The following is a 21,631-nucleotide window of genomic DNA, read 5'->3' as shown; positions in this document are numbered from 1 at the left end:
GGAGGAGGGCGCGGCGTCCCCGTCCCTTCGCCGGCATGATCCGGATCAGGTTCAAAGGGTCACTGCGCTGCCCGGGCATTTGAGGATGCGGGGCCAGCAGAATCTCAGCCTCTTGTCGAGGCTCCCCTCGGTCGAGGGCATGGTATCAGCCTGGCGCGGGCAATCAACGCGCCCCGTCCGGCGGGCGTTGATTGCCAGGTGCCACCCGCTCCAGCGTCTCGCGGCGCAGGATCTCGGCCAAAGCCTCGGCACGGGGCGAGATGTTCGGTGCGCGGAGCAGGCGGAGTTCGATCGCCGGCAATTCGGGCAAGCCGAGGTCCGGTCCGACACAGGCAATGTCGGCGGGGGTGCCGTGCTCGGTGCGCACCGCGATGCCAAGCCCGGAGCGCAGTGCCGCCCAGATGCCCGGTAGGCTGGGCGTGGTGAGGGCCGCGCGCCAGCGCGTGCCCGACTGTTCGAGCGCGGTCAGGGTCGCCTGACGGAAGAGGCAAGGGTAGTTGAACAGCACGAGCGGCACGGTTTGGCGGTCGATTCTGCCAACCATCTCGGGCTGCGCCAGCCACCGCATCGGCAATGCGCAGAGACGTTCGCCCTCGGCCGGGCTGCCGGGCTTGGCAAAGGCGATGGCCACGTCGAGCCGTCCGGCGCGAACGTCCTCCGCGAGGCGGTGGTTTTCGCCGGCACGAACCTCGACGTGCACGGTGTCGTTTTTTTGTCCGAAAGACGTCAGTGTCGCGGGCATGACGTCGTCGAAGAAATCTTGGGGGAGGCCAAGCCGTACCGAAACCGTCGTGGTCGCGGCATCCAACGCGAGCGCCGCCTCGTCATTCAGCGCAACGATCCGCCGTGCATAGGCGACGAAGGCTTCCCCGGCCTCGGTCGGCACCAGTCCACGTCCTTTGCGCGCAAAGAGCTGGGTGCCGGCCTGCTGTTCGAGCTTCTTGAGCTGCATGCTTACGGCCGATTGCGAACGGCCGAGATGAACGGCAGCCCGGGCAAAGCTGCCGAGATCCGTACCAGCGACGACCGCGCGCAGCGCGTCGATATCGAAAGCGGGCTTCACTTCAAGAATCCAAAACTAAGAGTTTCGATATATTCGTTATTATTAAGTTTTAGCGCTCGTTATGGTTTCGGGCAACTGGGCGCGCGCCCGTCGGTGATGTCTGCGTCGGAACGCCTGCAATGAAGGGGGGTATGAGCTCTCGGATGACTGGCCGGGAAGGAGGCGAGACCGTCACGATTGTGACAGCCGGGGGCATTGTGCTCGCGCTTTCCTTCGGGGTGCGTGCGGTCTTCGGCGGTGTCGTCCAGCCGCTTTCCGATGACCTGTTCATGGGTAGGATCGAGATCTTCTCGCTATCCATCGCGATCCAGAATCTCGTCTGGGGCCTGGCGCAGCCCGGCTTCGGGATGATTGCGGACAGGTTCGGGGACCGGCGCGCGCTCTGGCTGGGGTTCTTCTGCTACCTGTTTGGCATGGCGGTCTGCATCACCGGGAGCACGCCGTTTGCGCAGCATATGGGGGCGGGCGTCCTTGTCGGCATGGGCATCTCGGGCACCGCCTTCGGCACGGTGCTGGCGGTGGTCGGACGCGCGGCGCCGCCGGAAAAGCGGGGCTTCTACCTGGGGATCGCCTCTGCCATGGGGTCGGCGGGACAGGCGCTGGTGCCGTTACTGGCGTCGTGGCTGATCGCTTCCCTGGACTGGCGGATGACGCTGGTCGTCGTCACGGTGATGCTGGCGCCGATGGCGCTTTGCATCCCTTTTCTCCGGGTGGGGGCGCAGACAGCGCCGACGGCGGGTCTCATCGACCTGCGCCAGACTGTTCGCCACGCTTTCGGGCACGGCAGCTTCGTGATGCTGAGCGCCGGATTTTTCGTGTGCGGCTTCCATCTCGCGTTCATAACCGCGCATCTGCCGACCTACGTGCAGAACTTCTGTGTCGGCACCTCTTTGTCGCCGGACGAACTGCGGGCGTTGGGGCTGCGCGCGCTCGCGCTGGCCGGGTTCGCCAATATCTTCGGAACATTGCTCGCCGCGCGGCTGGGCAGCCTCTTCCCCAAGCCTTATGTGTTGGCCGCGATCTATGCCCTGCGCGCGGCGATCATTCTCGGGTTCATCTCGTTGCCGGTCACGCCGACCTCGGTGATGATCTTCGGGCTGTTGGTGGGCGGGCTTTGGCTGTCGACCGTCCCCTTAACCAGCGCGCTGGTGCTGGTCATGTTCGGCCCGCGGGCCATGGGGACGCTGTTCGGCTTCGTTTTTCTCAGCCATCAGCTCGGGGGGTTCGCCGGGGTCTGGCTGGGCGGCGTGTGGTTCGACCAGTTCGACAGCTACGAAGGGGTCTGGCTCATTGCCGTCGTGCTGGGTCTGCTGTCCGCCCTGATCCATCTTACGGTGCGCGAACGCGCCGCCTTGGCTACGGTGTGAGCCCATGATCAGCAAGCTCGTCTTCCTCCTGCTGGCCGCCTTTTCCCTGATGGGGAGCCCGGGACCGGCGACGCTCAGCCTGGCCAGCCTGGGGGCTGCTTTCGGGTTCCGTAGCTGTCGGGGCTATCTGCTCGGGATTATCGCCGGGACGACTACCGTGCTGTTGATCGTGGCTACGGGCGTCACCGCCATCGTGACCGCCGAACCGGTCATGCTGCTGGGGCTTCAGATCGCGGCGGCGGTCTATATCGTGTATCTCGCCTGGAAGATCGCCACGGCGCCGGTGCGGTCATCCGTGGACAATGCAGAGGTGCGGCCGAACGCCGTCGTGGCGTCGTTTCTGCCCGGTCTGGGGCTGGCGATCGCCAACCCCAAGGCCTTTGCCGCCATCGGCGCGGTCTATTCCGGGCATAGCATCGTGCCAAGCCAACCCGGGCTGGATGCGGTGGTGAAGGTGATCGCTTTGACCGGGGTGATCGTCATCGTGAACACGGCGTGGTTGCTGTTCGGATCGACCTTTTCACGTGTTCTGACCAACCCGGTGCTCGGTCGTGCGATCAATATCGTCTTTGCCGTCTTGCTGCTCGGGTCCGTTGGCATGTCGCTCCTGATGACATGGAACTGATCAGCCCTGCTTTACTGATCGCACCGGGTCAGGGGGAGCGCTACGGCATGACCAGCACCAGGCCCAGGCCGGCCGCTGCAACCGCCAGGGCCAGTCCGATGCAGATCATGACCCCGTCCCGGGCGAGCAGGCCCAGCCCGATCACGGTGATGCCGGCCGCCGAGGGGATCACGCCCCAGGGTACGAGCGCCAACGGATACATCGATATCGCCAGGATGCAGAGCGCGCCCATAACGAGATAGAGGGCATTTCCCTCCAACAACTGCACATACCGACGTCGGGTCACATAGCTCAGTTTACGCACGTACGGCTCCATCCGGTCGACGGATCGGCGTGCCTTGCTCCCATCGACCGCGAGCCGCCGTAGCCCGTCCGGAACCCACGGTGCCCCGCTGCGGGTGCCAAGCTGGGCGGCCAGGAGCACGATCAGGGTGCCGCAAATGATCGATGCGCCCGGGATGGCGCCGACCGGCGACAAGGCGACCAGGCCGATCACGAAGAACAGCGGCCCGTACGCCCGCTGCCCGAATGCGTCCAGGATGTCGCCGACGGTCGTCTTCTGCGTGTTCGTCGCACGCTTGAGGCCCGTCACCACGTCCTGGACCGGACCGTCCTGTGCCGCTGCCGTCATTCTCTCGCTCCCAACCACCAGTCTTGATGCCACCGCGACGAGTCTTCGATACGCGGCTGTACACAAGTGACGGGTGTTGGCGCGGTTTTGTTCCCGTAAGCGCGCACATTGCGCGGGTCAGACCATGCGGCTGTGCCCGGCTGCACCGGCTCAGCGGGGAGTACTGTCCCGTGCGGCGGTCGGGTCGATATCCTGCCCGTCGCCAAGTAGGGCGTTCGCGGCCACTTCGTCGGTGATCAGCGTGTTGACGTAGCCCCCCAGCAGAGAGGCCCGCACGGCCGGCACCTTCGACGGGCCGCCGGAGACCAGGACGACCTGGCCGACCTGGTCCAGATGCAGCGGCGACAGGGCCATCACGCGATTGTTCAGCGAATGGTCGACCAGCCTGCCCTCGGCATCCAGATAGTGGCCCAGTAGGTCACCGACGGACTCCAGGGCCTGCAGTTCGGCGATCTCCTTTTCGCTCACCAGACCCAGGCGGTAGATCGTGCTGTCGGTGGTCGCTTTACCGACGCTGACCAAAGCGATGTCCACCTGACGGGCCTTGTCGAAGACCTCCTGCAGCACCTCCTGCTGCATCAGCATGTCGCGTGAGGCCTCGGTGTCGGTAAACGCGGGGGCCGCGATATAATAACACTCGGCGCCGAACAGATCGGCGAAGCGTGCGGCGGTTTCGTAGGTGTTCATCGCCGAGGCGCGCGTCAGGCCGCCCAGCAAGGAGACGACGGACAGGCCGGTGAGCGGGCGTCGACGCACCGAGCGCAGGCTGTGGTAGAGCGTCCGGCCCCAGCCGACGCCGACCGATTGGTTGTCGTTCAGGATATCCGACATGTAGGCGCCGGCGGCGGCACCCAGGACGGCGGGAATGTCCGCTTCCGCGCGCGGGCTGGGGATGACCACCGCTTCGTGCAGGTCGAACCGGCGTTCCAGCGCACGCTCCAGCGCGACGCAGGACGTCAGTTTCGAATTGATCCGGATCTGGACCAGCCCCTCCTCGCGGCACTGGGCCAGGATGCGGTTGACCCGCACCCGGCTCATGCGCAGCCGCTGGGCGATCGCGGCCTGGGTTTGCCCCTCGAAGTAGTAGTACCAGGCAATCCGCGTGCGGACCTGCTCGTCGGGGTCGACCGGGAACTTGGGGTCCATATCGTCAGGCAAGCAGGGATCCTCGCGATGCGGGCCGGATCAGGGGCCGAACACCTGGACGCCAGCAGCGTCAAGGGGCGTGCGTTTAGGCGGGGGGTGGATGAAAATGTGACCAAGGCAGGTCGAGTGGCGCGTTCTGCGCGATCGCATGGCACACCGCCCGCGCCAGCGCCAGCCGCTCGGCCGGCAGCCGACCTTCGCCGCACAGGCGCTCCAGGGCCGGCCCCACGGCGAGGGCGAGTTCCGCGCCCTCTACCGTTTCGCCGTGCATCGGGCCGGCCATGATATCGCGGTACAGTTTGCCCGCGCCCAGCCGCCGCCCGAGCCGGCTGTTCCGGCCCCCTTGGCAGGTGACATATAGGTCGCCGGTCCCCGGCATGGCCAGGACATTCTCGATCGAGCCGCCCATGAACGTGGTTAGCAGCCGCATTTCCGAGATCGCCTGGGCGAAGAGGTTGGCCGCCGGGTTGTGCATGGCGGCCCCATTCTCCGCCGGCGCGCGAACGTCAAGATACCCCGACGGCACGCCAATCGCGAGCGCATAGAAGTTCTTCCAGGCCGCACAGGCTTCGACGCCGTCGACGTCGGTACTGGTGCGCACGAAATAGTAGCTGTCATTCGCCAGCAACTGGCGCAGCCAGTCCAGATAGCCCTGGTCCTGGTGGGTGAAGACGACGCCGCTTTCTCGCCGCGCGGCCAGTTCTCCGGCGATGCATGGGCCGGCCACGGCCGCCACCCGACTGGCATCCAGGCCGGCGGCGTCGAGCTTGCGGGCGACCAGGGTGGGGAAGTTCTCGAACCCTGTCGCGTGGGCGCGCAGGCCCTTGGTGATCATGATCACCGGGTGATTGCGCTGGAGCACTTCGCACAGCCGGTCCGCGCCCCATTCGATCCCCGCGGAATTCACGCCCAGGCAAACGAGATCGGTATCGTCGCCCAAGGCTTCCGCCAGCTGGTCGTTGCGGAAAGCCTTGATGCCGTCAGGCAGATGGCATCGCAGTTTCGGATGCCAGCCCGTTTCGGCGACACTATCGACCCAGTCGTCGTCCAGGTGCGTGCCCACGAGATGGACGGTGTGGCCGTTGTCGACAGCGGGCACGGCGAACGCGCTGCCCATGACGCCAGCGCCCAGGATGGTCATCTTAGCCAAGGTGTCGGCTCCCCTGTCGCTAAGGTGTGCGTGTGGCTTCAGACTTGATCGCCGGTTTGCTTGTCGAAGACATGCAGACGTTCCGGCATGGGTTTGAGGCCGATCCGCTCGCCCGCCTGCAAGGGATGGCGGTCCTGGAAAACGGCGCACACGCGATGCTCGTGGATCGTGGCGTAGACCTGGATGTCCGGGCCGGTCGGCTCGACCACCTCGACCTGCGCGGGCAGGCCGTCGTCCGGGTCCAGGCGCAGGGCTTCCGGACGCACGCCCAGCACGACCTCCTGATTGGGTTGGGCGCGCGATTTATCGGGGACGGGCACCTGCACGCCCCCGCCGAGGTCGATCTGCCGGGTGCCCGCGCCATTCACGACACGGCCTTCCATCATGTTCATCGCGGGGGACCCGATGAAGCCCGCCACGAACAGGTTGCGCGGGTTGTCGTACAGCTCCAGCGGCGAGCCGACCTGCTCGACGTGGCCGTCGTTCATGGCGACGATCTTGTCCGCCATGGTCATCGCCTCGATCTGGTCGTGCGTGACGTAGACGGTGGTGGTCTTCAGCCGCTGCTGCAGGGTGCGGATCTCGGTGCGCATCTGCACGCGCAGCTTGGCGTCCAGGTTGGACAGCGGCTCGTCGAACAGGAACACCGTGGGATCGCGCACGATCGCCCGGCCCATGGCCACGCGCTGGCGCTGCCCGCCGGACAGGTGTTTGGGGTGACGATCCAGATAGCTGGTCAGGCCCAGCGTCTCGGCGGCGACGCGCACGCGTTCGTCGATCTCGTGTTTCGGCGTGCCGCGCATCTTCAGCGGAAAGCAGATGTTGTCGCGCACGCTCATGTGCGCGTAAAGCGCGTAGTTCTGAAACACCATGGCGATGTTGCGCAGCTTCGGGTGCAGTTCGTTGACCCGTGTGCCGTCGATCCGGATCTCGCCGTCCGACACGCTCTCAAGGCCGGCGATCATGCGCAGCAGCGTGGACTTGCCGCAGCCGGATGGCCCGACCAGGACGACGAACTCCTCGTCCTTGATGTCCAGATCGACACCATGAATCACTTCGACCTCGCCGAAGCGTTTGCGCACGTTCTCCAGCGTTACGGAACCCATATCTGCTCCCGGTGACTGGCGGCGGCGCGGGGCCGCACGCCGGTGGGCGTCGCCGCCCTGAGGGTCAGGGCACTCATCTCTCCTCCATCGCGAACGCGTCGAGCTCGCCTGCATCCCCGGCAAGGTCGAGGATCGACCAGCGGTCGCGGATTTCGCGGGCATGGCGTATGGCACGTTCGTAGAAATCGGGCTCCAGGCCCAGCTCGGTTCCACGCACCGGCGCGCCGCAGCTGCGCAGGGTTGCTTCGAGGCGCTCGCCCGGCAGGCTGTGCGCCAGCAGGCGTTCGCGCAGGGCATCCCAGTCGGCCCGCAGCCGGCGGTTAACCTCTTGCGCCCCCTCGGCATCCAGCGCTTTCGACCGCCACTGCTCCAGGCAGCTTGCGCTGATCTCCGCGCCGTAGCGTTGGGTTAGCGCCTCCGCGTCGATCGCCGTGGGGGCGACCTCGGGCGGCGTCGCGCGCATCAGGATCCGGCGTTGCAGCCGGGCCATGCTGACCGCGGCGACGCCTACCTGGTGGCCGTGCAGCGTGCCGGGATGGGCGTCGCCGGCGAACATGTCGATGAAATGGCTGATCAGGTGCTCGGACATCGAGCCGTGGTGGCTGGTGCCGGTATAGAGCACGCCAAGCCCGCACAGCGTGAGCACGCGCACCAAGGCGTCGACGGCCTCCAGGTCGCCGGTTTCGAGCCGATCCGCGCGCTCCAGCAACACCGCCTCGTCCGCGGCTTGGAGGACGAAGGGACTGTCGTCGTAATGGGTGTCGCGCAGCAGATGCGACATCAGCCAGTCGACCTGCGCGGTCGACCGGCACAGGCAGTCGCCCAGCCCACTGCGGGTCAGGAAGGATGGTGCCGCGGCCATCACCTCCAGATCCATGAACAGACCGCGCGGGGCGTGGGCGGGCAGGGACCGCTTGACCCCGCGGCCGTCGGTGATCGCGGCGGTCGTCGAGGTGTAGCCGTTCATCGAGGCGGCCGTGGCGAAGACCACGAAGGGACGGCCGTCGCGCAGGGTTGCGTATTTGCACAGGTCGTTGATCGTGCCCGAGCCGACGGCGACGAGGGCGTCCGCTTCGGCCGTGCGATGGCGGAGCGTTTCGACGGTGGCCTGGTCGGCATGCGGATCGTCCAGCAGCACCAGGTCGACATGCCATCGGCCGGTCAGCGCCCGTTCGACCCGCTGGCCAAGGGCGGTGTAGGTGTTCGGATCGCACACGATCGCCAACCGGCGGCCCAGGTCGAGCGGCGCCAGCAGGTCCGCCTCGGCCCCGTCCAGGCTGCGCTCCAGCACGAGGCTGTCGATGGGGATCGTGGGCGCGGTGCCGGTCGCTGGCGTCAGCCAGCGCCCGGCGAGCACGTCCTCCAGCGTGTGCGAGGTCGCCATGCTTTACGTGCCCTCCGCGAAACGGGCCAGGCCGTCGTAGATATGGGTCAGCTGGGGATAGACTTGACGGTAAAGCGCCAGCAGTTCGCCGTAACGCCCTGCCCATTCGGGCTCCGGATCGAACGTCGAGACGATGCGGCCTTCCATCTGCGTGGCCGCTTCCTCAACGCTGTTGTAGATACCCGCGCCGACCGCCGCGGCCATCGCCGCCCCGAGGCTGGACGCTTCGACCGTGGCGGAGCGTAGAACGCGCTTGCCGCTTGCGGCGGCGACCATGCGGCACCACAGATCGCTCTGCGCGCCGCCGCCGATGGCGACGTATTCCTTCAGTTCCATGTTGGCCTGCTGTTCGACGGCGTGCGTGGCCAGTGCCTGTTCCAGGGCCACCCCCTCCATCAGGGCGCGGTAGATGTGGCCGCGCGTGTGGGTCGGCCCCAGCCCGACGATCGCCCCGCGCGCATCCAGGTTCCAGTGGGGCGACATCACCCCGCTCCAGTACGGGACGAGCAACAGGCCGTCCGCCCCGATCGGCAGCTCCGACGCCTGCGCTTCCAACTGGCTGTAAATGCCAGGGGTCTTGGTCGGGTCGATGCCGCAGACGTGGGTAACGAACCAGTCGATCAGGAAGGTGCCGGTGCGCAGGCAGGTCTCCAGATAACAACCGTGCCCGGTCATGCTGCCCATCGTGCGCCAAGCCGTATCCGCCCGGTAATCGGCGGAATAGATGCCGGACACCGTGGCCGTGCCAAGGTTCAGATAGGCGCGTTCGGCGCGTAGGGCGTTGACGCCGAGACCGGCCGCCTGGCCATCGCCGCCACCGGCCACCACGGGCGTGCCGGCGGCGAGACCGGTCGCCGCTGCCGCGTTCGGGGTTAGGTGGCCCAGGACCGTGCCGGAGACCCGGGCTTCCGGCGTTTGGCTGGTGTCGAGCTCCAAGGCCGACAGGATCGTCGTCGACCAGCCGCCGGCATCCATGTCGTAGAGACCGAGCGGATCGGCGCTGGCGGCGCTGGTGCGGAAGTGGCCGGTCAGTTGCCTGACCAGATAGGTCTGGACGTCCGCGACCATGCCGATCTGCCGGTACAGCTCCGGCTCCGCCCGGCGCATCCAGGCCAGGCGGTAGCAGACCGGTGTCATGTCGGGTGGCTTGCCACTGAGGCGGTGGATCGTCTCGCGGCCAACCGCCTCGGCCAGCGTTGCCACATCCGCGCGGCACCGCTCGTCGACCCACACGATTGCCGGGCGGAGCGGTGTGCCCTCGGCGTCCAGTGGCACGAAGGTTTCGCGCTGGTTGGCGATCGCGAGCGCGACGATCCGCGCTGGCTCCACCTGCTGTGCGACTTGCTGCAGCGCTGCGCACGCCGCGTCCCACCAACTGGCCGCCGACTGCTCGAAGCGGCCCGGCGCCGGGGTGTCGAGAGGCAGGCGGCTGCGGCCTTCGGCGACCGCCTCGCCCTGCGGGGTCCAGGCAATCGCCTTGGTGGCGGTGGTGCTGCTATCGAGGCCGACGATCAGGTCGGCCGGACTGCCAGTGGCCATGATGGGGGCGTGGGCTCCTCAAGGATTCGGACGTGCTGACGGGCGTGTCCTGTCAGACTCCGCAGGGATGGGAGATGCGCCCCGCGGGCGCGCAGCCCAGCGGGGCGCGGTCCCTGTGGACACCGGAACGCTAGCCGCGGAACGGCTTGGTGACCGCGTTCACCTTGCTGGTGATGGTGTCCATTGCCTCCTTGGGGCCGTCGTATTGCCCGGCGAGCAGACGGCCCAATTCCACCGGAATGATGTCATTGGAAATCTGCGGCCAAGCCTCCATGTCCGGCTCGGAGCCCATCATTGTATTGATGGTCTCGCGGATCGCCGGGAAGTGCCGGGTGGTGCCCGCGCTCACGGTCGCGGCCTCCTTGATGCGCGGGTCCTCGAAGGTAGAGGTTCGGACAGGGCTGGAACCGCCACCCATGAGCGAGGCGCGGGTCTGGACGTCGGAGCTGGTGGCCCATTGCAGGAAGATCCACGCGGCATCCGGCACCTTGGAGTACTTCGACAGTCCGGCCGCGCTGCCTCCTTGGTGGCCGATCTGCGGAATCTCGTTGAACCCGCATTCCTCGGGCGTGCGCAGCGCCTTGGGTTGGGGCGGCGTGGTCGCTTGCATCTTGCCGACCACCTTGGACTTTTCCGGATCGTCGTATGACGGGAAGAACTCGCCCCAGGAGATGTAGATGCCGGCCTTGCCCTGCTGCACCGAACGGCCCTGGCCGTCCCAGGTCCAGCCGTTGACGCCGGGCGGCATGTAGTCGGTCAGCTCCAGCATGTAGTTGAGGGCGTCCATGCCGCGCGCGTCGCCGCCGGTGAACATGCCGTCCGGCCCGAAGATGCTGCCGCCGTGGGACCACAGCCAGCAGGTCCAGTCGCACTCCAGGGAATAGTGACCGGACTTAAGCTGGCCGGTGGTACCATAGGTATCTGGGGCTTTCTCTTCGTTGATCGCCTGCACGACGGCCATGTAGTCGTCCATCGTGCGCGGCACCTCGAGGCCGAGGTCGTCCAGAATGTCCTGGCGGTACATCATGATGAAGATCGGGATGTCGTAGGGAACCCCGACCATCTTATCCTTGTACATGGAGATGCCGTCGACGAGCGGGCCCAGGAAATCGTCGAAGTTGTAGTTCGGCATCGCCAGTTCTTTGTTGGACTCGTATTTCTCCCGCGGGTCGATGGTGTCGCGCGAGAACTGGGCCATCCACGACTGATCCATGTAGTAGACGTCGTAATTGCCCATCTGGCCGGAAACGTCCAGCGACAGCTTCTGGAGCACCTGCTCCAGGGGCAACAGCTCGATCTCAACGTTGATGCCGGTAAGCTTGGTGAACTCTTCGCCCACCAGCTGGCTGATCACGCGGCTCGGCGGGGTGGCTTCGGTGGCCATGCGCACGGTCTGGCCGCGAAACGGTTTGGAGACTTCCTTGAGCCAGTCGCGCGTCTCCTGGGCCATCTGGCTCTGGGCGAACGCGGTGTTCACAAAGCCGTTCCAGGGACGCAGCCCGGACATGCCGGCAAGCCCGGCGGCAGAGAAGCCGAGCCCCAGCTTGCCACAGTCGGTAAGGAACTTGCGTCGACTGACCTTGCCTTTGACATAGCGTCCGGTCAGGTCCGCAAGGGCTTTCTTGCGATCCTCTTCCTTCATGACGTCTCTCCTCCCGATATGTTTTTCTCGTTTGGCGCCGCTTTACCGATCACCCGGGAAGCGACGGTCTTGTGCCCGGTTGTTTCCCCGGGTCTTGTCCTTGTCGGCTCGCTATTCCTTGACCGCGCCCAAGGTCAGGCCGCGCACCAGGTGACGCTGGACCAGGACGATGAAGATGAACGCCGGGATCGTCGCGGCTGTCCCGAGCGCGGAGAGGAAGCCCCATTCCGTGCCCGTGGAGGTAACGAAGCTGGACGCGGCAACCGGCACGGTGCGGACGCCCGTTTGCGTCAGCGACAGGGCCATCAGGAATTCCGTCCAGGAGAACACGAAGCAAAGCACCGCCGCGGCAGCCACGCCGCCTTTCACCATCGGAAAGGCGATCAGCCAGAACGTCTTCCAGCGGCTCGCGCCATCGATCAGCGCGGACTCGTCGACCTCCTTGGGCAGATCGTCGAAGAAACTCTTCAGCAGCAGCGTGGCCAGCGGCAGGTTTGCCAGCGTGTGCGCCAGCACGACGCCGGTGTAGCTGTCGTAGAGGCCGAGTTGCCGATAGACCAGGAAGAGCGGAATCACCACGGCGACCGGCGGCAGCATGCGGGTCGACAGCACGGTGAAGACGAAGTGGTGTTGCCCCTTGAAGCGCATGCGCGACATCGCATAGGCGGCGCCGGTTGCCAGCAGCACGCAGAGCGCCGTGCTCGCGCCCGCGACGATCAGGCTGTCGAAGATCGCCGGCAGCGAATAGTAGCCGGACCCGGAGCCGGCCGCGCCGCCGCCCTGACCGGTGGCCTCCTGCCGGCTCATCCCCAGCAGCACGACTTCGTAGAAGTTCCACACCGGCTCGAAGTCGAAGAACACCGGCGTGTCGTTAAAGGTCGCCTGATAGGGTTTGATCGATGTCAGCGCCCACCAGAAGATCGGGAACACGAAGGTCAAGGTGACCAGCCACGCGGCCGTGGCGCGCAGGATCTTTTGGGCTGGCGTGAGGTCCATGGCTACCACCTCACCCGGGCGAAGTAGATGAACAGGTTGCAGATCACGATCAGCGCGATCAGCGTCAGCAGGCTGAGCGTCGCGCCGTAGCCCCACTTGATGAAGGTGAAGGTCTGCTTCCACGCGTAGTAGATGATCGTTTCGGTGACGGTTCCCGGCCCGCCCGAGGTCATTGTGTAGATATAGGCGAAGGAGAAGCGGAACAGATCGATCCCGCGCACCAGGATCGCCACCGCCATCACCTTGGAGAGCATCGGCAGGGTGATCCGCCAGAAGATTTGTAGTCGGCTGGCGCCGTCGATGGCGGCGGCCTCGAACGGCTCGCGCGGCAAGGCGCGCAGCCCCGCCAGGAAGATCAGCACCATGAACGGCGTCCATTGCCAGACATCGGCCAGGATGACGCCGAACAGGGCCGTGTCGGCGTTCGACAGGATCGGTTCCGAGCGCGAGATCAGGCCGAGCTGGTCGAAGACGTAGGACAGGATGCCGAACTGTGGGTCCTCCATGAACAGGAACAGCAGTGCGGTGATCGCCGGCGGCACCACGAGCGGCAGGGTGATCAGCGCGCGCAGTGTGCCGTAGCCGCGGTCGTCGCTGTCCAGCAGCAGCGCGATCGCCAGGCCCAGGACGAGCTGCGCGGCCAGGCAGACCCCAACGTAGACCAGCGTGACGACGATCGCGTTGGTCGTCCGTGCCTCGGAAACCAATCGTTCCCAGTTGGCCCAGCCAACCGGCTCCAGCGCTCGGGTTATCGCCGAATATTCGTGGAAGCTGAGCCAGATGTTGTAGAGCAGCGGAAACAAGGCGAACACGAGGAAGAAGGCCGCCAGCGGCGCCACCCAGGGAACCGGCGACTCGCTGGTCAGGAAGCGCGGCAGGCGCAGGCCGAAGGGGCTCCGCTGCGGGCCCTGGTTGTGCGGACGCGTGCTGGCCGCTGTAGATGAAGCGTTCATGCCAGGTGGTCCCGGTCGTTGGCCGTTGGGAAGGGCGCCGTCACTCCGAAGCCGGCTGGCTCAGCAGCCGGCGCTCGCCCGCGGTGATCTTGCCCACCTTCGGGGCGGATCGACCGCCCTGGAAATCGCTGGCGAGCCAGATGTCGGTGAGCTTTTTGGCAACTTCCGGGCCGGTGATCTGGCTGCCGAAGGTGATCACGTGCGCGTCGTTCGACGCGATCGCCCGTTCCGCGGAATGCGGGTCCATCACGCAGGCGGCCCGTACGCCTGCGACCTTATTGGCGCAGATCGCCATGCCGGCGCCGGTTCCGCACACCAATATGCCGCGCGGGAACTCCCCCTTGGCCACGCGTTCGGCAAGGGCGAAGCCGATATCGGGGTAATCGACCGCGTCGTCGCTCGCGACCCCCATGTCTTCGACTTGATAGCCCTTGGCGATCAGGTGGTCGCGCAGCGTGTCCTTCAGAACGCGGCCCAAATGGTCGGCGCCAAGCACGACTCGCGGCTTGTCGGTCATCGTCAGGCCTCCCCATCTGTTCGGGGCTCTTTTGGCCGGGCGAACAAAAACCCGCGGCCCCGTGTCGCACCAGTATGGGCGATAGCGTTACAAATGTCTACGCCGCTATACAGATGATCAGGAGGCTGTTGTCGTGGCGACCTGGTGCGCGCATCATCGCAGCCCGGATTCGGCTTGGGAAAAAGCACGTATGTATCTCGGGATCGATCTCGGAACGTCGGCGTTGAAGGCCGTGCTGGTCGACGTCGAGGGTCGGGTCTGCGGCCAGGCCAGCCGCCCGCTCGAGGTGTCGCGGCCTCGGCCGCTGTGGTCCGAGCAGGATCCCGAGGCTTGGTGGCAGGCCTGCCAAGGTGCGATCGCCGATCTGCAAGCACGCCATCCGGAAGCGCTCGCCGCCGTGCGCGGAATCGGCCTGTCCGGGCAGATGCATGGGGCGGTCTTGCTGGATGCCCGAGGCCAGCCGCTACGCCCCGCGATCCTGTGGAACGACGGACGCAGCGGTCCGCAGTGTGCGGAACTGGAGCGTCGGGAGCCCGAGGCGCGCACCATTACCGGCAACCTCGCGATGGCGGGCTTTACGGCGCCGAAGCTGCTGTGGGTTGCGGAGCACGAGCCCGAACTGTTCGCGCAGGTCGTCCACGTCCTGTTGCCCAAGGACTATCTGCGCTATCGCATGACCGGCGAGCTGGTCAGCGACCCGTCCGACAGCGCGGGCACGTACTGGCTGGATGTCGCGCGGCGCGGCTGGTCGGATCGCATGCTGGCGGCAACCGGCCTCTCCCGCCGTCATATGCCGGAGCTGGTTGAGGGGTCCGAGCCAAGCGGCAGGCTGGATGCGGATATCGCGCGCCAATGGGGGCTGCCACCGGTGCCGGTCGCCGGGGGCGGCGGCGACAACGCCGCCGCGGCGGTCGGCGTGGGCGCGATCGCGCGCGGGCAGGGCTTTCTGTCGCTCGGCACGTCCGGCGTGTTGTTCGCTGCCAGCGACGCTTGCCAGCCGGATCCGGACAACGGCGTCCACACCTTCTGCCACGCGCTGCCCGATACCTGGCATCAGATGGCGGTGCATCTTTCGGCGGCGAGCTGCCTGACGTGGATTGCGCAGGTGACTGGCGGCGACGAGGCGACGCTGCTCGCGGAAGCCGAGCGCGCGTCGGCGGACGCCGACCGGCCGGAGGGGCCGCTGTTCCTGCCCTATCTGTCGGGCGAGCGCACACCGCACAACGATCCCCATGCCAAGGGGGTGTTCTTCGGCCTGACGCCTTCGCACGACCGTGCCGCCTTGGCGCAGGCGGTCCTGGAAGGCGTCGCGTTCGCGATCGCCGAAGGACGCGACGCGCTTGCGGCGACCGGCACTTCGTTCGAGACGACGCAGGTCGTGGGGGGCGGGGCGCGTTCGCGCTATTGGGGGCGGATCCTGGCCGCGGCGCTGGACCTGCCGCTGACCTATCCGCTCGGCGGCGAACTGGGGCCGGCCTACGGCGCCGCCCGGTTGGGCCGCCTGGCCGAAAGCGGCGAGGACCCGGCTGCGGTCTGCACCGCGCTGCCGGTAGAGGAGACAGTGCGTCCGGACCCGGCACTCACGGTCCGCTACCGCGCCCGGCGCGCGCGCTTTGCGGAGCTGTACCAGACCCTGCGCCCGCTGTTCCGGCAGGTTTCTGACTGAGCCCTGATCCACTGCCGGCCCGAAATCGGTGTCGGCGATCATCCGCCACTGCTGGGAGACTCGCGAATGCAAGCAGCCTATCTCCACGGCGCCAGGGATATCCGTCTGGGCACCTGGGAACCCGCGCCGCGTCATGCCGGCGACGTGCCCATCGCGGTTGCGTGTGTCGGTGTGTGCGGCAGTGATCTGCATTATTATAAGGAAGGCGGGATCGGCGCGGCCCGGGTTACCGAGCCGTTCATCATGGGCCACGAGTTCGCCGGTCATCTGGAGCAGGACGTTCCCCAGGCCGGACTGAAAGCGGGCCAACTGGTCGCGGTCGATCCCGCGCGGCCTTGCGGGGTGTGCGAACACTGCTTGCGCGCTCACGTGAACCTGTGTCCCCACGTCGTGTTCATGGGCGCCCCGCCGAACCCCGGTGGCCTGGCGCAGACGGTCTACGCCGGCGTTGAGCAGCTCTACCCGCTGCCTGATGGTTTCGGGGCGGTCGAGGCGGCGATGCTGGAGCCGCTCGGTGTGGGGGTGCACGCCATGGACCTCGCCAAGCCGCAGCTGCTGGAGACGGTGACGGTCGTCGGGTGCGGACCGATCGGGCTGATGCTGCTGCAGCTGGCCCGGCATGCCGGCGTCGGACGAATTTACGCGGTCGACCCGGTCGACTACCGCGCGGAAGCGGCCCGTCAGCATGGCGCCGATGCCGTCGCCGCGCACGTCGACGCGATCGCCGATCTGACCGATGGACGCGGTACCGACCTGGTACTGGAAGCAACCAACAGTCCGGATGGTGCCCAGCACGCGGTGGACGCCGCGCGGATCGGCGGGCGTATCCTCCTGGTCGGGATTCCGGACGGAGACCGATACAACCTGACGGCGGCGTCGGCGCGTCGGAAAGGCCTGGAGATCAAGTTCGCCCGGCGGATGGGTCATGTCTATCCCCGCGCCATCCAACTCGTGGCGGAGGGACGCGTGGACGTCACCCGCATGGTCACGCACGAGGTCGCCCTGCAGGAGACGGCCGACGCCTTCCGCCTGATGGCGGACCATGCGGACGGTGCGATCAAGGCGGTGGTGATGCCGAACCGGTAGGGCTGGGCGCAGCTTTGGGAGAGGCTCGCTCAGGCACGATATCCCAGCGGCAGTTTTTACACGTAGGCTGGGCGGTGATCTGGTAAGCAGCCTTGATGACCGGGCTGTCACCTCCGTATTGTCCGGTGTTGAAAGTTTGCACACCCGGGATCGTTGGAGCGCTTCTTGACCGAGAGCATGGGACGCGGTGACAGCTCCGCTGCCGCCGAGATGACATCGGCGCAGATGACGCATTTGGAGCGTCTGGAGGCGGAGAGTCTTCACATCTTCCGGGAGGTGGCGGCGCAGTTTCGCAATCCTGTGATGCTGTATTCGATCGGCAAGGATTCGAGTGTGCTGCTGCACCTGGCGCTGAAGGCGTTTTACCCGTCGAAGCCGCCGTTTCCGTTGCTGCACGTGGACACGACGTGGAAGTTCAAGGAGATGACGCAGTTCCGCGACCGGCGGGCGGCGGAGCTGGGGCTGGAGCTGCTGGTGCACCAGAACCCGGAGGGGGTGCGTCAGGGGATCAACCCGTTCGACCACGGGTCTGCGGTGCACACGGAGGTGATGAAAACCCAGGCGCTCAAGCAGGCGCTGGACAGCTACAAGTTCGACGCGGCGTTCGGCGGGGCGCGGCGGGACGAGGAGAAGAGCCGGGCCAAGGAGCGGGTGTTCTCGTTCCGGACGTCCTCGCACCGCTGGGACCCGAAGAACCAGCGCCCGGAGCTGTGGAGCCTGTACAACGGGCGGATCAACAAGGGCGAGAGCATCCGGGTGTTTCCGCTGTCGAACTGGACCGAGCTGGACATCTGGCAATACATCTACCTGGAGGGGATCCCGGTAGTGCCGCTGTATTTCGCCAAGCAGCGCCCGGTGGTGTGGCGTGACGGCACCTGGATCATGGTCGACGACGCGCGGATGCCGCTGGAGCCCGGGGAGACGCCGGAGATGCGCCAGGTGCGCTTCCGCACGCTGGGCTGCTATCCGCTGACCGGCGGGATCGAGAGCGACGCCACCACGCTGCCCGAGGTGATCCGGGAGATGCTGCTGGCCAAGACCAGCGAGCGCCAGGGGCGGGTGATCGACCGCGACGCCGGCGCCTCGATGGAAGCCAAGAAGCAGGAGGGCTACTTCTGATGGCCCCGAACGAACATGAGCTGGGCAAGGTGGCCCAGGGCGATGTGACCCAGGGCGAGGTGACGGTGTCCGAGGCGGAAAGCGGGACCGGCAAGGCGACGCCGGCGGAGGTTGCGGCGTATCTGCAGAGCCAGCAGGACAAGGACCTGCTGCGGTTCATCACCTGCGGCTCGGTGGACGACGGCAAGTCGACCCTGATCGGCCGGCTGCTGTACGACTGCCAGCTGCTGTTCGAGGACCAGCTGGCGCAGCTGGACGCCGACAGCAGCAAGTTCGGCACCACCGGGGAAGAGCCGGACATGGCGCTGTTGGTGGACGGCCTGCAGGCGGAGCGCGAGCAGGGGATCACGATCGACGTCGCCTACCGGTTCTTTACCACGGACAAGCGCAAGTTCGTGGTCGCCGACACGCCGGGGCACGAGCAGTACACCCGCAACATGGCGACCGGGGCNTCGCACTCGGAGCTGGCGGTGCTGCTGGTGGACGCGCGCCACGGCGTGCTGACGCAGACCCGTCGGCACTCCTACATCGTCTCGCTCTTGGGCATCCGCCAGGTGGTGCTGGCGGTCAACAAGATGGACCTGGTCGACTGGGACGAGGCGACCTTCGAGCGGATCGCGGCGGAGTACCGGACCTTTGCGCACGAGGTCGGGATCCAGCAGGTGACCTGCATTCCGGTTTCGGCGCTGAAGGGCGACAACATCTCCAAGCGGTCCNGGAGCATGGACTGGTTCCAGGGGCCGAGCCTGCTGGAGAAGCTGGAGACGGTGCAGCTCGAGGACGCGGCGCGCGGGCGTCCGTTCCGGTTGCCGGTGCAGTGGGTCAACCGGCCGAACCTGGACTTCCGGGGCTATGCCGGGACGGTGCAGGGCGGCCAGGTGCGCGTCGGCGAGGAGGTCGCGGTGCTGCCGTCGGGCAAGGGCTCGCGGGTCAAGCGGATCGTGACGATGGACGGCGATCTGGAGGTGGCGCACGCCGGGCAGGCGGTGACGCTGACGCTTGAGCACGAGATCGACATCTCGCGCGGCGACGTGATCGCGCCGGCGCAGGAGCGGCCGACGGTGACCGACCAGGTGCACGCCCACCTGATCTGGATGGACGAGCAGGAGATGCTGCCGGGGCGGTCGTACCTGATCCATCTGGGGACCAGTTTCGTCGGCGGTCAGATCAGCCGGATCAAGCACACGGTGAACGTCAACACGCTGGAGGAGACGGCGGCCAGCCATCTGGCGCTGAACGACGTGGCGGTGGTCGACCTGGCGTTCGACCGGCCGGTGCCGTTCGACCCGTACGCGGAGAACCCGGCGACCGGGTCGTTCATCGTGATCGACCGGATGACCAACGCCACCGTGGGCGCGGGGATGATCGACTACGCGCTCAGGCGGGCGACCAACGTGCACTGGCACGACACCAAGGTGGACAAGGCGGTGCGCGCGCAGGCGAAGGCGCAGCGGCCGTGCGTGCTCTGGTTCACCGGGCTGTCGGGGGCGGGCAAGTCGGTGGTCTCCGACCTGGTGGAGCAGCGCCTGGCGGGCATGGGCAAGCACACGATGATGCTGGACGGCGACAACGTCCGGCACGGGCTGAACCGGGACCTGGGCTTTACCGACGAGGACCGGGTGGAGAACATCCGCCGGGTGGCGGAGGTGTCNNNGCTGCTGACCGANGCCGGTCTGATNACGCTGGTGTCGTTCATCTCGCCGTTCCGCAGCGAGCGGCGGATGGCGCGCGAGATGCTGCCCGAGGGCGAGTTCCTGGAGGTGTTCGTCGACGCGCCGCTGGATGTGTGCGAGCAGCGCGATCCCAAGGGGCTGTACAAGAAGGCGCGGGCCGGGGAGATCCCGAACTTCACCGGCATCGGCTCCAGCTACGAGCCGCCCGAGGCCCCGGAGCTGCACCTGCGCTCCGACCAGGCCAGCCCCGACGCGCTCGCCCAGCAAGTCATCGCCCTGCTCGAAGCCCGCGGCATGCTCTGACCCGACGCCCCCGGCAGCACCACCCAGCCGACGGACACCACAAGGGCCCGGCCGCTACACAATGGCCGGGCCCTACGCTTTGGGCGCTGGATGGGACGCTTAGGAGCGTCCGTAGATGTCCTCGTAGCGCTCGATATCGTCCTCGCCCAGGTAGTCGCCGGACTGCACCTCGATCACGTGCAGCGGCTGGTCGCCCGGGTTGGCGAGCCGGTGGACCGCGCCCAGCGGGATGTAGGTCGACTGGTCGGGGTAGAGCTGGAAAACCGCGTCGTCGCAGGTGACCTCCGCGACGCCCTCCACGACGACCCAATGCTCGGCGCGGTGCTTGTGGCTTTGTAGCGAAAGCCGGCTGCCGGGCGAGACGGTCAGGCGCTTGACCTGGAAGCGCGGACCCAGGTCGACGCCCTGATAGCTGCCCCATGGGCGGTAGACGCGGCTGTGCACGTCCGCTTCCGAGCGCTGCTCGGCGCGTAGGGTCTTGGCGAAGGCGCCGACATCCTGGGCCCGGTCGCGCGGTACTACCAGGACGGCATCGTCCTGGGCGATCACCACCAAGTCCTCGACCCCGATCGCGGCCAGCAGATGCTGTTCGCTACGCAGTAGGCAATTGCGCGCATCCTGCGTGACGACGTCGCCGCTGATCGCGTTACCGTCGGCGTCCTTGTCCGCGATCTCCCAGAGCGAGGCCCAGGAGCCGACGTCGCTCCAGCCGATCTCCGCCGGGACGACGGCGGCGCGGTCGGTGTGCTCCATCACCGCGTGGTCGATCGAGATCGACGGCGCGGCTTCGAACGACCCGGCATCGAGCCGCAGGAAATCCAGGTCTTCCTGCGCGTGCGCCACCGCCGACCGTGCGGCGGTGAGCGCGTCGGGCTGCAGCCGTTCCAGTTCGCTCAACAGCGTGCGTACGGGCAGCAGGAACATGCCGGAGTTCCAGGCGTAGCCGCCGTCGGCGAGGTACCGCGCGGCGGTCGCCTGGTCCGGCTTCTCGACGAATTCGGCGACCTGGTAGCAGCCGTCGCCGGCGTCCAGGGCCGTGCCCTGCCGGATGTAGCCGTACCCGGTCTCCGGGCGCGTCGGCGTCATGCCAAAGGTGACCAGCCAGCCGTTGGCCGCGGCGTTGGCGGCGCGGTCGATTGCCCTCAAGAACGCCTGCGTGTCCGCGATCACGTGGTCGCTCGGCAGCAGCAGGAGGAGGGCGTTGGGGTCACGCTCGGCCAGCTGCAAGGCCGCGACCGCCGCAGCCGGGGCCGTGTTGCGGCCGAATGGTTCGAGGATGATCGATCCCGGCGGTGTGCCGGTATGCGCCTGCACCTTGCGCAATTCCTCCGCGACCAGGAAGCGGTGCTCCTCGTTGCAGATCACGGTCGGTGCGGCGAACCGGGTCGACTCGCCCACCCTCAACGCGGTGTCCGCCAGCATGCTGTTGTCGCCGATCAGCGGCAGCAGCTGTTTCGGGTAGAGGTGGCGCGATACCGGCCAAAGCCGCGTGCCGGAGCCGCCGGAGAGAATCACGGGATGGATCGTCGGGGAACTGGTGCGCATGTGATCTGACGGAACGGAGGGCCTTCGTTGCGGAGCGCTTGAACCCGGTCATGGCATCCGGACGTGCGGCAGAGCAAGTTTGAACACCTGACTCCCGAAACGCCCCGGCTGCACGTGACT

18 protein-coding genes and 1 riboswitch are annotated in these 21,631 nt (G+C 67.0%); of the genes, 6 read left to right on the top strand and 12 right to left on the bottom strand.

Annotated elements, in window-relative coordinates; genetic code table 11:
- Window positions 1-5 precede the first annotated feature (5 nt).
- Window positions 6-138: riboswitch (TPP riboswitch) on the bottom strand.
- A gap of 25 nt (window positions 139-163) precedes the next feature.
- Window positions 164-1,063, bottom strand: a complete 900-nt coding sequence (locus RHOSA_RS23530) for a LysR substrate-binding domain-containing protein (protein WP_037256624.1) — start codon at window positions 1,061-1,063, stop codon at window positions 164-166.
- A gap of 143 nt (window positions 1,064-1,206) precedes the next feature.
- On the opposite strand from RHOSA_RS23530, the gene RHOSA_RS0118255 reads away from it, so the two are divergent.
- Together RHOSA_RS0118255 and RHOSA_RS0118250 are read left to right on the top strand one after the other, a co-directional pair.
- Window positions 1,207-2,430 (top strand): MFS transporter, encoded by a 1,224-nt coding sequence (locus RHOSA_RS0118255; protein ID WP_027289805.1) that lies wholly within the window; start codon window positions 1,207-1,209, stop codon window positions 2,428-2,430.
- Between the two features lie 4 nt (window positions 2,431-2,434).
- On the top strand, window positions 2,435-3,055 hold the full coding sequence (locus tag RHOSA_RS0118250; protein ID WP_027289804.1) for a LysE family translocator: 621 nt from the start codon (window positions 2,435-2,437) through the stop codon (window positions 3,053-3,055).
- A gap of 40 nt (window positions 3,056-3,095) precedes the next feature.
- Here RHOSA_RS0118250 and RHOSA_RS0118245 read toward each other — a convergent pair whose 3' ends face one another.
- The 10 genes from RHOSA_RS0118245 to RHOSA_RS23520 all read right to left on the bottom strand — a co-directional run bounded on the left by RHOSA_RS0118245 (window position 3,096) and on the right by RHOSA_RS23520 (window position 14,119).
- Window positions 3,096-3,686 carry an exopolysaccharide biosynthesis protein gene (locus tag RHOSA_RS0118245; RefSeq protein ID WP_027289803.1) on the bottom strand — a complete coding sequence of 197 codons (591 nt, stop codon included), beginning with the start codon at window positions 3,684-3,686 and terminating at the stop codon, window positions 3,096-3,098.
- A gap of 150 nt (window positions 3,687-3,836) precedes the next feature.
- A complete protein-coding gene (locus RHOSA_RS23525; RefSeq protein WP_156092814.1) occupies window positions 3,837-4,844 on the bottom strand; it encodes a sugar-binding transcriptional regulator in 1,008 nt (335 codons plus the stop codon).
- A 73-nt stretch (window positions 4,845-4,917) separates the two neighbouring features.
- Window positions 4,918-5,973: a hypothetical protein gene (locus RHOSA_RS0118235; RefSeq protein ID WP_051432316.1), complete on the bottom strand. Its 1,056-nt coding sequence runs from the start codon at window positions 5,971-5,973 to the stop codon at window positions 4,918-4,920.
- Window positions 5,974-6,020: 47 nt separating this feature from the next.
- On the bottom strand, window positions 6,021-7,088 hold the full coding sequence (locus tag RHOSA_RS0118230; RefSeq protein ID WP_027289801.1) for an ABC transporter ATP-binding protein: 1,068 nt from the start codon (window positions 7,086-7,088) through the stop codon (window positions 6,021-6,023).
- Window positions 7,089-7,161: 73 nt separating this feature from the next.
- Entirely contained in the window at window positions 7,162-8,472 is a 1,311-nt protein-coding gene (locus tag RHOSA_RS0118225) for a sn-glycerol-1-phosphate dehydrogenase (protein ID WP_027289800.1), read from the bottom strand.
- A 3-nt stretch (window positions 8,473-8,475) separates the two neighbouring features.
- Entirely contained in the window at window positions 8,476-10,011 is a 1,536-nt protein-coding gene (locus RHOSA_RS0118220) for a xylulokinase (protein ID WP_037256622.1), read from the bottom strand.
- Window positions 10,012-10,141: 130 nt separating this feature from the next.
- A complete protein-coding gene (locus tag RHOSA_RS0118215) occupies window positions 10,142-11,653 on the bottom strand; it encodes an ABC transporter substrate-binding protein (RefSeq protein ID WP_027289798.1) in 1,512 nt (503 codons plus the stop codon).
- 111 nt (window positions 11,654-11,764) lie between these two features.
- Window positions 11,765-12,649: a carbohydrate ABC transporter permease gene (locus RHOSA_RS0118210; protein ID WP_027289797.1), complete on the bottom strand. Its 885-nt coding sequence runs from the start codon at window positions 12,647-12,649 to the stop codon at window positions 11,765-11,767.
- A 2-nt stretch (window positions 12,650-12,651) separates the two neighbouring features.
- Entirely contained in the window at window positions 12,652-13,602 is a 951-nt protein-coding gene (locus RHOSA_RS0118205) for a carbohydrate ABC transporter permease (RefSeq protein WP_051432315.1), read from the bottom strand.
- A 40-nt stretch (window positions 13,603-13,642) separates the two neighbouring features.
- Window positions 13,643-14,119, bottom strand: coding sequence for an RpiB/LacA/LacB family sugar-phosphate isomerase (locus RHOSA_RS23520; RefSeq protein ID WP_037256620.1), 477 nt, complete (start codon window positions 14,117-14,119; stop codon window positions 13,643-13,645).
- Window positions 14,120-14,309: 190 nt separating this feature from the next.
- On the opposite strand from RHOSA_RS23520, the gene xylB reads away from it, so the two are divergent.
- The 4 genes from xylB (at window position 14,310) to cysN (ending at window position 19,966) form a co-directional block, all read left to right on the top strand.
- Entirely contained in the window at window positions 14,310-15,785 is a 1,476-nt protein-coding gene (gene xylB / locus RHOSA_RS0118195) for a xylulokinase (protein ID WP_027289795.1), read from the top strand.
- Between the two features lie 66 nt (window positions 15,786-15,851).
- On the top strand, window positions 15,852-16,871 hold the full coding sequence (locus tag RHOSA_RS0118190; RefSeq protein ID WP_027289794.1) for a zinc-dependent alcohol dehydrogenase: 1,020 nt from the start codon (window positions 15,852-15,854) through the stop codon (window positions 16,869-16,871).
- A 177-nt stretch (window positions 16,872-17,048) separates the two neighbouring features.
- Entirely contained in the window at window positions 17,049-17,990 is a 942-nt protein-coding gene (gene cysD, locus RHOSA_RS0118185; RefSeq protein WP_280513704.1) for a sulfate adenylyltransferase subunit CysD, read from the top strand.
- The gene (gene cysN, locus RHOSA_RS0118180; protein WP_081728829.1) at window positions 17,990-19,966 is read left to right on the top strand and encodes a sulfate adenylyltransferase subunit CysN; all 1,977 of its coding nucleotides are present in this window, start codon (window positions 17,990-17,992) and stop codon (window positions 19,964-19,966) included. The genes cysD and cysN overlap by 1 nt, the downstream gene beginning before the upstream one ends.
- A gap of 99 nt (window positions 19,967-20,065) precedes the next feature.
- Here the strand turns inward: cysN and RHOSA_RS0118175 are convergent, their stop codons facing one another.
- On the bottom strand, window positions 20,066-21,511 hold the full coding sequence (locus tag RHOSA_RS0118175; RefSeq protein ID WP_027289791.1) for a mannose-1-phosphate guanylyltransferase/mannose-6-phosphate isomerase: 1,446 nt from the start codon (window positions 21,509-21,511) through the stop codon (window positions 20,066-20,068).
- Between the last annotated feature and the right edge of the window lie 120 nt (window positions 21,512-21,631).

The organism is Rhodovibrio salinarum DSM 9154 (genome assembly GCF_000515255.1).
GTDB lineage: Bacteria > Pseudomonadota > Alphaproteobacteria > Kiloniellales > Rhodovibrionaceae > Rhodovibrio > Rhodovibrio salinarum.
The sequence above is the reverse complement of the archived record's forward strand: the minus strand, read 5'-3'. Positions and strand labels throughout refer to the sequence as shown.

Bases quoted from the DNA above. Each gene is read 5' to 3' on its own strand.
- RHOSA_RS0118175 (WP_027289791.1), bottom strand. From the start codon at position 21,511: ATGCGCACCAGTTCCCCGACGATCCATCCCGTGATTCTCTCCGGCGGC.
- RHOSA_RS0118210 (WP_027289797.1), bottom strand. From the start codon at position 12,649: ATGGACCTCACGCCAGCCCAAAAGATCCTGCGCGCCACGGCCGCGTGG.
- RHOSA_RS0118255 (WP_027289805.1), top strand. From the start codon at position 1,207: ATGACTGGCCGGGAAGGAGGCGAGACCGTCACGATTGTGACAGCCGGG.
- xylB (WP_027289795.1), top strand. From the start codon at position 14,310: ATGTATCTCGGGATCGATCTCGGAACGTCGGCGTTGAAGGCCGTGCTG.
- cysD (WP_280513704.1), top strand. From the start codon at position 17,049: ATGGGACGCGGTGACAGCTCCGCTGCCGCCGAGATGACATCGGCGCAG.
- RHOSA_RS0118235 (WP_051432316.1), bottom strand. From the start codon at position 5,973: ATGACCATCCTGGGCGCTGGCGTCATGGGCAGCGCGTTCGCCGTGCCC.
- RHOSA_RS0118230 (WP_027289801.1), bottom strand. From the start codon at position 7,088: ATGGGTTCCGTAACGCTGGAGAACGTGCGCAAACGCTTCGGCGAGGTC.
- RHOSA_RS0118205 (WP_051432315.1), bottom strand. From the start codon at position 13,602: ATGAACGCTTCATCTACAGCGGCCAGCACGCGTCCGCACAACCAGGGC.
- RHOSA_RS0118215 (WP_027289798.1), bottom strand. From the start codon at position 11,653: ATGAAGGAAGAGGATCGCAAGAAAGCCCTTGCGGACCTGACCGGACGC.
- RHOSA_RS0118220 (WP_037256622.1), bottom strand. From the start codon at position 10,011: ATGGCCACTGGCAGTCCGGCCGACCTGATCGTCGGCCTCGATAGCAGC.
- RHOSA_RS0118250 (WP_027289804.1), top strand. From the start codon at position 2,435: ATGATCAGCAAGCTCGTCTTCCTCCTGCTGGCCGCCTTTTCCCTGATG.
- RHOSA_RS0118245 (WP_027289803.1), bottom strand. From the start codon at position 3,686: ATGACGGCAGCGGCACAGGACGGTCCGGTCCAGGACGTGGTGACGGGC.
- RHOSA_RS23520 (WP_037256620.1), bottom strand. From the start codon at position 14,119: ATGACCGACAAGCCGCGAGTCGTGCTTGGCGCCGACCATTTGGGCCGC.
- RHOSA_RS0118190 (WP_027289794.1), top strand. From the start codon at position 15,852: ATGCAAGCAGCCTATCTCCACGGCGCCAGGGATATCCGTCTGGGCACC.
- RHOSA_RS0118225 (WP_027289800.1), bottom strand. From the start codon at position 8,472: ATGGCGACCTCGCACACGCTGGAGGACGTGCTCGCCGGGCGCTGGCTG.